This is a genomic window from Spongiactinospora gelatinilytica, from assembly GCF_003236385.1.
In the GTDB taxonomy this organism is placed as follows: Bacteria; Actinomycetota; Actinomycetes; order Streptosporangiales; family Streptosporangiaceae; genus Spongiactinospora; species Spongiactinospora gelatinilytica.
This window is the reverse complement of the sequence record NZ_POUA01000059.1, coordinates 1-9,058: the sequence shown is the minus strand read 5'-3', so window position 1 is coordinate 9,058 and position 9,058 is coordinate 1. Positions and strand designations below refer to the sequence as shown.

7 protein-coding genes are annotated in these 9,058 nt (G+C 70.5%); 2 read left to right on the top strand and 5 right to left on the bottom strand.

Translation table 11 applies throughout. From position 1 onward, the window contains the following. Window positions 1–1,177: DNA-directed RNA polymerase subunit beta (locus C1I98_RS10410; RefSeq protein WP_497844530.1), on the top strand; the 1,177-nt coding region annotated here is incomplete at its 5' end. Between the two features lie 185 nt (window positions 1,178–1,362). Here the strand turns inward: C1I98_RS10410 and C1I98_RS10405 are convergent. From C1I98_RS10405 to C1I98_RS10390, 4 genes are all read right to left on the bottom strand, one after another. Next, a complete protein-coding gene (locus tag C1I98_RS10405) occupies window positions 1,363–2,013 on the bottom strand; it encodes a TetR/AcrR family transcriptional regulator (RefSeq protein ID WP_111166956.1) in 651 nt (216 codons plus the stop codon). An 82-nt stretch (window positions 2,014–2,095) separates the two neighbouring features. Then, the gene (locus C1I98_RS10400) at window positions 2,096–3,004 is read right to left on the bottom strand and encodes a coiled-coil domain-containing protein (protein WP_233507670.1); all 909 of its coding nucleotides are present in this window, start codon (window positions 3,002–3,004) and stop codon (window positions 2,096–2,098) included. 401 nt (window positions 3,005–3,405) lie between these two features. After that, window positions 3,406–5,454 (bottom strand): phosphate acetyltransferase, encoded by a 2,049-nt coding sequence (gene pta / locus C1I98_RS10395; RefSeq protein ID WP_111166955.1) that lies wholly within the window; start codon window positions 5,452–5,454, stop codon window positions 3,406–3,408. Between the two features lie 65 nt (window positions 5,455–5,519). Next, entirely contained in the window at window positions 5,520–6,293 is a 774-nt protein-coding gene (locus tag C1I98_RS10390; protein WP_111166954.1) for an alpha/beta hydrolase, read from the bottom strand. A 141-nt stretch (window positions 6,294–6,434) separates the two neighbouring features. On the opposite strand from C1I98_RS10390, the gene typA reads away from it, so the two are divergent. Further along, window positions 6,435–8,288, top strand: coding sequence for a translational GTPase TypA (typA, locus tag C1I98_RS10385; protein WP_111166953.1), 1,854 nt, complete (start codon window positions 6,435–6,437; stop codon window positions 8,286–8,288). Window positions 8,289–8,290: 2 nt separating this feature from the next. On the opposite strand, the gene C1I98_RS10380 is transcribed toward typA, so the two are convergent. Further along, the coding region (locus tag C1I98_RS10380) for a polysaccharide deacetylase family protein (protein WP_111166952.1) at window positions 8,291–9,058 on the bottom strand (768 nt) is incomplete at its 5' end.

The following is a 9,058-nucleotide window of genomic DNA, read 5'->3' as shown; positions in this document are numbered from 1 at the left end:
GGACGAGCGCGGGATCATCCGGATCGGCGCCGAGGTCGTGCCGGGCGACATCCTGGTCGGCAAGGTGACACCGAAGGGTGAGACCGAGCTGACCCCGGAGGAGCGGCTGCTGCGCGCGATCTTCGGGGAGAAGGCCCGGGAGGTCCGCGACACCTCGCTGAAAGTGCCGCACGGCAAGCACGGCACGGTGATCGGGGTGCGGGTGTTCTCCCGTGAGGACGGCGACGATCTGCATCCGGGGGTCAACGAGCTGGTCCGGGTACACGTGGCGCAGAAGCGTAAGATCACCGATGGTGACAAGCTGGCCGGCCGGCACGGCAACAAGGGCGTGATCTCCAAGATCCTGCCGGTGGAGGACATGCCGTTCCTGGAGGACGGCACGCCGGTGGACATCATCCTCAACCCGCTGGGCGTGCCCGGCCGGATGAACGTCGGCCAGGTGCTGGAGACCCACCTGGGGTGGATCGCCGCCCGCGGCTGGGACCTCAACGGCGTCGAGGAGGCGTGGGCCGAGCGGCTGCGCGACAAGGGCTTCGGCGAGGTCGGGCCCCGTACCAAGGTCGCCACTCCGGTCTTCGACGGCGCCCGCGAAGAGGAGATCATCGGGCTGCTCGGCAGCACCGCCCGCAACCGCGACGGTGACCGGATGGTGGAGCGGACCGGTAAGGCGCGGCTGTTCGACGGGCGTTCCGGCGAGCCGTTCCCACAGCCGATCTCGGTCGGTTACATCTACGTCCTGAAGCTGCTGCACCTGGTGGACGACAAGATCCACGCGCGTTCCACCGGCCCGTACTCGATGATCACCCAGCAGCCGCTGGGCGGTAAGGCGCAGTTCGGCGGGCAGCGGTTCGGCGAGATGGAGGTGTGGGCGCTGGAGGCCTACGGCGCGGCCTACGCGCTGCAGGAGCTGCTGACCATCAAGTCCGACGACGTGGCCGGCCGGGTGAAGGTCTATGAGGCGATCGTCAAGGGCGAGAACATCCCCGAGCCGGGCATCCCGGAATCCTTCAAGGTGCTGATCAAGGAAATGCAGTCGCTGTGCCTCAACGTGGAGGTGCTCTCCGCCGACGGTGGGTCCATCGAGTTGCGCGACACCGACGAAGACGTCTTCCGCGCGGCAGAGGAGCTGGGCATCGATCTGTCCCGGCGGGAGCCGAGCAGCGTCGAGGAGGTCTGACGGTCGCCGGGATCCGTGGCTGTGGGCCCGCGCCGGAGGAGAAGGCGGCCGCCTTCCGGCGCGGCCCGCGTGGGCGGTGCTGACATGTCGGGGACGCCGATCGTGGGGGTCTCCCTGGCGCGCCGGAGCTATGGCTCGACGGCGAGGTCAGGGCACGGATCGGCGGACCGTTCAGGAACGGGCCGTCATGGCAGGTGGCCGGAGAGGTAGCACCGGACCAGGTGCTTGCACTCGGCGATCAGGTCAGGGTCTCCGCCGGGGCGGACCCGGAAGGCGAGTTTCAGCACCACGTCCGCGGCCTCGACGGCGACCAGTAACGCGCGGTCGAGGTTCGGTCCCGGCGGAGCGCCCAGCCGTTCGATGGTGAGGGCGCGCAGCCGGTCGGCCACCACGGCGTTGTTCTCCAGCGCGGCGTCGAGCATCCGCTCGGTACCGCGCAGTACCGGGCCGCCCGGGGCGGTGAGCACCTCGCCGAAGTCGACGACGGAGAAGCCGGGTGTGCTCCTTTTCATCTCGACGAATTCGTCGATGGCCAGATCGGCCACGTCGGTCCAGTGAGAGAGGTCGGCGGTGGCGAGTTCGGCGGCGATCCGTTCGAGGAAGGCCTCTAGATTTCGCAGGGCAAGGGCTCTGACCAGCCCTTGTTTGTCGGGAAAGAACTGGTAGAAAGTGCCGATCGGCACGCCCGCGCGCCGGGCGACCTCCTTGGTGGTGAGCGCGTCGTAGCCGTGTTCGTCGAGCAGGCGCGCGCATTCGTCGAGCATTCGTTCCACGCGTTCGACACTGCGCCGTTGGGCCGGGCGGCGACGCAATGTTTCTCCGGAGACGTTTGTCATGGACCAATCATGTCTGTTGCGCCGAGATCCATGGCGGAAAGTGACCAACAATAGCCAGGAGCGCCCGCGGGCCACGACGTGACTAGAAGACCGAAACGTGCACGTGGTCCCAGTGATTGGCGGTGATGCCGCCGCGATCCGACATGGGACGCCATCCGGCGCCCGTGCGCACATCGTAGTAGCGCTGCTTCCAGATGATGTACATGATGCCCAGTCGCGGGCCGTTCTTAATGCACCACTGGGCGAGGGCGTCGCCGCGTTCGCTGTCGATCTGCCCCGGCATGGTGCCCCGGCTCATCATGAAGTCACAGGCCCGGCCGCTGCCGTGTTCGCCGGGGTCGCCGGGGCGCAGGCAGCCGTAACCGTAGGGCATCGGGAACTCGGCGAGAATGGCGTTGCGGATCGACACCATGCGGGCGGTGAGGCCGTCGCCGCCCGACGGGGTCTGGAAACCGTATTTGGCCAGCAGCCGCTCGATCGACCTGCGTTTGCGCTTCAGCAGCTCGATCTCTTCCTTCAGGTCGTCGATCTTCTGGTCGGCCTGCTGCCGGGCCTTTTTGGAGTCGGCGATCAGCTCCTGGACCCGCCCCAGCTTGCGCGCCCGCTCGCTGGACAGGTGGGAGACCATGGCGGCGGGGCCGAGCACCGAGGAGACGTCACCGGCCCCGATGAGCTGGACCGCGTCCAGCGAGCCGCCCATGTAGGTGGTCTGCGCGATCTCGGTGACCTCGCGCTCCGCCCCGGCCAGCTCGCGTTTGAGGCCGCCCGCCCGGTCGTTGGCCTTCTTGGCCTGGACCCGGATCTCTTCAAGGTCCTGGATCTGGCCGCGGTACCGCTTGTTCAGCGAAGCGGCCTGCTGGGTGAGCTTCTTGAGCTCGGCCTGGGGTTTCGGCTTGGGGGCGACGGCGGCACCCGCGCCAGAGAAGGTGGTGGTGAGGATCAGGGCGGTGAGGACGGTCGCGAATGCGAAGGGACGGCGGCCTGATCTCACGCCATCCTCCCCTCGGAACGACTTCCGCGCAGACGCACCGAAACTATAGAAGGTGATCATTGGGCCTGCCACAAGAACGGGGGAACCAGCGCACCCTTTGAAGAGGTTTGGGGAAGTTTAGCGCTGTTTGTCCGAATTGAGGAGAGGCAAATTCGGTGCGGAATCAGTGACAGAGAGGTACGAACGCGGCGCGCGGAACCTGTGACAGATCCGCGCGCCGCCGTACGGCACCCCGGCGAGCCCTGCCCAGCGCGCCCCCGCGACGCTGGGCCCGGACCCCCGGCCCCTCAAGGATCGCCCCGACGGGCCGCTGAGGCGGCGCGGTCACCGTTCGGGGTTCGCCCGGAGGAGTCGTTCCGTACGCTGAAGGTAGACGTCCATAACGCCGAAAAGGTTCGGTGTTATTGATCGGTATTTCTACGGATACCGCCCTGAGCCTGGATCACCGTGATCGCCACCGTGTCGATGATCTCCTCCACGGTGGCGTTGCGCGGCAGGTCGTTCACCGGCTGCCGCAGTCCTTGCAGGATGGGGCCGATGACCAGGCCCCCCGCCGACCGCCGTACGGCCGTACAGGCGCTCTCCGCGCTGTCCAGGTCCGGGAAGACCAGCACGGTGGCCCGCCCGGCCACGGCCGACCCCGGCGCCTTCACGGCCGCGACCCGCTCGTCCACCGCCGCGTCGAAGTGGATCGGACCTTCCACGGGCAGCCCGGGGGCGCGGGTCTGGACCAGCTCGGTCGCCCTGCGGACCTTGTCGGCGTCCGCGCCCGCCCCGTACGGCCCCGCCGAATAGGACAGCATCGCGACCCTCGCCTCGATGCCGAAGCGCTCCGCGGTGACCGCCGAGGCGATGGCGATCTCCGCCAGCCGGGCGTCGTCGGGCTCGTCGTGCACCCCGCAGTCGCCGTACACGAGCACCTGGTGCGGCAGGCAGGCGAAGGAGACCGCGGAGACCGCGCGCGTGCCCGGCGCGGTCCTGATGATCTGGAAGGCGGCGGTCAGCGTGCCCGCGGTGGGATGGGTGGCGCCGGTGACCATGCCGTGGACCATGCCCGCCTGCGTCATCATCGCGCCGAAGAAGACGGGGTCGGTCAGCACGTCCCTGGCCCTGCGGTGGCTCACCGACTTGTGGTCGCGCAGCATGCCGTACGTCTCGGCGAAAGTCTCCCGCAGCGGCGAGGTGACCGGGTCGATGACCCGTACGGCGTGCAGGTCCAGCCCGAGCACCCGGGCCCGCCGCCGGACGTCGTCCTTCTGGCCCAGCAGGGTCACCTCGGCGATGCCGCGCCGCACGATCGTGTCGGCGGCGGCCAGGACGCGCTCGTCGCAGCCCTCGGGCAGCACGATGTGCCGGCGCACGGCGGCGGCCCGCACCACCAGCCGGTGGGTGAACATCCTCGGGGTGACCCCGCCGTCGGGGACGAGGTCCATCCGGGCGGCGAGGGCCGAGGTGTCCACGTGCGCGGTGAAGTGCCCGAGCGCGGTCTCGACCTTGCGCGGGTTGTCCGGGGTGATCCGGCCGCGCAGGCCGGACAGCATCGCGGCGGCGGTGAAGCTGTCGGGGGGCGCGGACAGCACCGGGATCTCGGGCGCCAGCCGCGCGGTCAGGCCGCGCACGTTGGGCGGCGGCTTCTCACCGAGCGTGAGGACCACCCCGGCGGGCCGCGCGGTCCCGGCCGCCCCGGCGGCCAGCGCGCCGAGCAGTACGTCCGCCCGGTCGCCCGGCGAGATCACCAGCGCGCCCTCGCGCAGGTGGTCAAGGAAGATCGGGAGGCTGGCGCCGCCGAACACGTACCCGAGCACGTCGCGCAGCAGGCCCTCGGCGTTGCCCTGCACCAGCGTGGCGCGGGTGGCCTCGGCGGCCTGCCGTACGGTGGGGGCGGCCAGGCGCGGGTGCTCCGGGATGACGTACCAGGGCACCGGCAGGTCGGCCGGGATGGACCCGGCGTAGGTGACCCGGTTGGCGATCATCGCGAGCACCCGGCAGCCGTGCCTGGCGAAGGACGCGTGCGCGGCCCGCAGCGCCGCGGCGACCTTCTCGGCCCGCATGCCGCCCGCCGCCACCACCGCGACCACCGGCGCGTCCAGTTCGGCCGCCAGCTCGGCGTCCAGGTCCGGCCGGCCCGGTACGGCCCGCTCCCCGCAGCCCAGCACCAGCATCGCGGCACAGCCCTCACCGGCCGTCCGCACGCCGTCGGCGAGCCGGGCGACCAGCTTCTCCTCCGGGACCTCCGCGGCCTCCTCCCGCGTCATCCCACGGGCATAGCCGGCGACCAGGTAGCGGCTGCGGAGCAGTTCCACGCCATGATCGTCGCCATCGCCCGCGCAGGCGATCGGCCGGCACACGGCGATCCGCTCCACGCGGTGCGACAGCAGTTCCATCAGCCCGAGCTCGACGAGGTCGCGCCCGGCCTTCGGGCCGACCCCCGCAACGTAGATGCTTCGCATCGGCACTCCCCCGGTGAACCCTGTGAGGATTGCCGCAGGGAAGTGGGGTGAACCGTCCGGGTTGTTCAAGCCTCGGTAAGAGTCGTCCGGATCCATCCGCCGATGCGCCGGATGAGCCCTGGGGTGGCGGCGGTCTCGGCGTGGCCGTACCCGGGTTCGATCCACAGCTCCTTCGGCTCACGGGCGGCCCCGTAGAGCTGGTGGGCGTGCTCGATCGGGAAGAAGGCGTCCCGGTCGCCGTGTACCACGAGCAGCGGCGTGGGGCTGATCAGCGGGGCGGCCTCGTGCGGCGACAGCGGGATCGGGTCCCACGGGCCGCGGGCGATCCTGGTCCGCTTGGCGGCGCGGGCCAGGAACCGGCCGAACGGCCGCTCGATCACCCAGTGGACCTGCCGCATCGGCCGGGTGCCCCGGTAGTACCAACGCCCGGGGCCGCTCACCGCGACCACCGCGTCCACGCCGCCGTGCAGCCCCGCGTGCCGTACGGCGACCGCCGCGCCCATCGAGAACCCGACCACGGCGAGCCGCCGATAGCCGATGCGCCTGGCGTGGCGGACGGCGGCGTCGAGATCCAGCACCTCCAGGTCGCCCACCGTGGAGCTGCCGCCGGACCTGCCGTGCCCGCGGAAGTCGAAGCACACCACCCCGCCGAAGGCGCTGAACACGTGCGCGATGCGCCGCGCGGTGCCGTTCCGCCAGCCGCCGGTGAAGCCGTGCGCCAGCACGACGCCCAGGTCGGCCGCCGGCCGGGGGGTATCGTAGGGGGGTGTGTGCGCGGCGTCGATCCGTACGCCGTCCTTGGTGCGGAGCATCGCGCGGAAGTGCGGGGCGAGCGGCATGGGGTCGAGTGTAGGAAGGCCCGCGTCGGCGCAGGTCGCCCGGGTGTGGGAGGACACACCGAAGGGGGCGTCAGGATCAACTAAAATAGTGCTGCCGCAAGGGTCCCGCGGCCGATTCCCGATACAGAGCGAGACTCCATCATGCCTATGCAGAGCCGCGACGACCTGCGGAACATAGCGATCATCGCGCATGTCGACCACGGCAAGACCACGCTGGTGGACGCCATGCTCTGGCAGTCCGGAGCGTTCCGGGCCAACCAGGACGTCGAAGACCGGGTCATGGACTCGGGCGACCTCGAACGCGAGAAGGGCATCACCATTCTCGCCAAGAACACCGCGGTACGACACGGTGACGTCACCATCAACATCATCGATACACCCGGCCACGCCGACTTCGGCGGCGAGGTCGAGCGCGGCCTTTCCATGGTCGACGGCGTGGTCCTGCTGGTCGACGCCTCCGAGGGGCCGCTGCCGCAGACCAGGTTCGTGCTGCGCAAGGCGCTGGCCGCCAAGCTGCCGGTCATCTTGTGCGTCAACAAGGTCGACCGTCCCGACGCCCGGATCGCCGAGGTCGTGGACGAGACCTACGAGCTGTTCCTCGACCTCGACGCGACCGAGGAGCAGATCGACTTCCCGATCGTCTACGCCTCGGCCAAGGCCGGGCGGGCCGGAATGGTACGCCCGAACGACGGCGGCATGCCCGACTCACCGGACCTGGAGCCGCTGTTCTCCACGATCATGGAGACCATCCCCGCACCGGTCTACGACCCCGCCGCCCCGCTCCAGGCCCACGTCACCAACCTCGACGCCTCCAGCTACCTGGGCCGGATCGCGCTGTGCCGGGTCCATCACGGCACGATCAAGAAGGGCCAGCAGGTCGCCTGGTGCCGGACCGACGGCTCGGTGGAGAAGGTCAAGATCAGCGAGCTGCTGATGACCGAGGCGCTGGAGCGCAAGCCCGCCGAGGAGGCCGGCCCCGGCGACATCATCGCCATCGCCGGCATCCCGGACATCATGATCGGCGAGACGCTGGCCGACCCCGACGACGCGCGCCCGCTGCCGCTGATCACGGTCGATGAGCCGGCCATCTCGATGACCATCGGCACCAACACCTCGCCGCTGGTCGGGCGGGTCAAGGGGGCCAAGGTCACCGCCCGCATGGTCAAGGACCGGCTGGCCCGCGAGCTGGTCGGCAACGTCTCGCTGCGGGTGCTGCCCACCGAGCGGCCCGACACCTGGGAGGTCCAGGGGCGCGGTGAGCTGGCGCTGGCCATCCTGGTCGAGCAGATGCGCCGCGAGGGCTATGAGCTGACGGTGGGCAAGCCGCAGGTGGTCACCCGGGTCATCGACGGCAAGGTGCACGAGCCGGTCGAGCGCCTGACGGTCGACTGCCCGGAGGAGTACCTCGGGGCGGTCACCCAGTTGCTGGCGGTCCGCAAGGGCCGCATGGAGCTGATGACCAACCACGGCACCGGGTGGATCAGGATGGAGTTCCTGGTGCCCGCCCGGGGGCTGATCGGCTTTCGTACCGAGTTCCTGACCGAGACCCGGGGCACCGGCCTGGTCCACCACGTCTTCGACGACTACGAGCCGTGGTTCGGCGAGCTGCGCACCCGCAACACGGGCTCGCTGGTGGCCGACCGGGCGGGGTCGGTGACGGCGTTCGCGATGCTCAACCTTCAGGAGCGGGGCTCGCTGTTCACCGGGCCCGGCACCGACGTCTACGAAGGCATGATCGTCGGCGAGAACTCCCGGGCCGACGACATGGACGTCAACATCACCAAGGAGAAGAAGCTCACCAACATGCGGGCCTCCACCTCGGAGGAGACCGAGAAGGTGATCCCGCCCCGCGCGCTCACGCTGGAGCAGGCGCTGGAGTTCATCCGCGATGACGAGTGCGTGGAGGTCACGCCGGAGAACGTGCGCATCCGCAAGGTGATCCTCGACGCGCCGACCCGGGGGCGCATGGCCGCCCGCGCCAAGCGCGGCGGGTGACGCTATGAGCGGCCGGTCGCCGAGCGGTCGGCGGCGTTCCTGAGTTCGCGTTCGCTGCGGTCGGGGTAGAGGCGACCGGCGCCGGGCAGTCTGTCGCCGAGGAGTTCGGAGACGGTGACGAAGGTGTAGCCGGCCCGGGCGAGGTCGGTCAGGATGCGCGGGGCCGCCTCCACCGTGGTGCGGTGGATGTCGTGCAGCAGCACGATCGTCCCCGGCGGGGCGGCGACGGCGCGCCGCGCGATCAGGCCGGGGCGGCGGTCCCGCCAGTCGACCGTGTCGACGTCCCACAGGATCTGCGCGAGGCCGTGGCCCCGGGCCACCCGCGCCACCAGGTGGTTCGTCGCGCCGTACGGCGGGCGCATGATCCGCATCCGGGTGCCGGTGGCGCTGCGCACGATCTGCTGCGTCCTGCGCAGCTCCGCCTCGATCCCGGGCCTGCGCAGGTCGGTGAGCATCGCGTGGTCCCAGGTGTGGTTGCCCACCTCATGGCCCTCGGCCACCATCCGGCGCAACTTGGTCGCGCCGCCGGCGGCCACCATCCGGCCGACCACGAAGAAGGTGACCTTGGCCTGGTGCTCGGCCAGTACGTCGAGCAGCCTGGCGGTGTACCGGTAGGGGCCGTCGTCGAAGGTCAGCGCCACGCACTTGAGCGCGGCACAGTCGAGCGCCCGGGGACGGAACGCGCCGAACGCGGCGGGCCACTCGGGCTGCACGGCGGCAAGCCGCTCGGCCAGCTCATGCGGCGGAATGACCTCCTCCACCCGCCCCAC

Bases quoted from the DNA above. Each gene is read 5' to 3' on its own strand.
- typA (WP_111166953.1), top strand. From the start codon at position 6,435: ATGCCTATGCAGAGCCGCGACGACCTGCGGAACATAGCGATCATCGCG.
- C1I98_RS10405 (WP_111166956.1), bottom strand. From the start codon at position 2,013: ATGACAAACGTCTCCGGAGAAACATTGCGTCGCCGCCCGGCCCAACGG.
- C1I98_RS10390 (WP_111166954.1), bottom strand. From the start codon at position 6,293: ATGCCGCTCGCCCCGCACTTCCGCGCGATGCTCCGCACCAAGGACGGC.
- pta (WP_111166955.1), bottom strand. From the start codon at position 5,454: ATGCGAAGCATCTACGTTGCGGGGGTCGGCCCGAAGGCCGGGCGCGAC.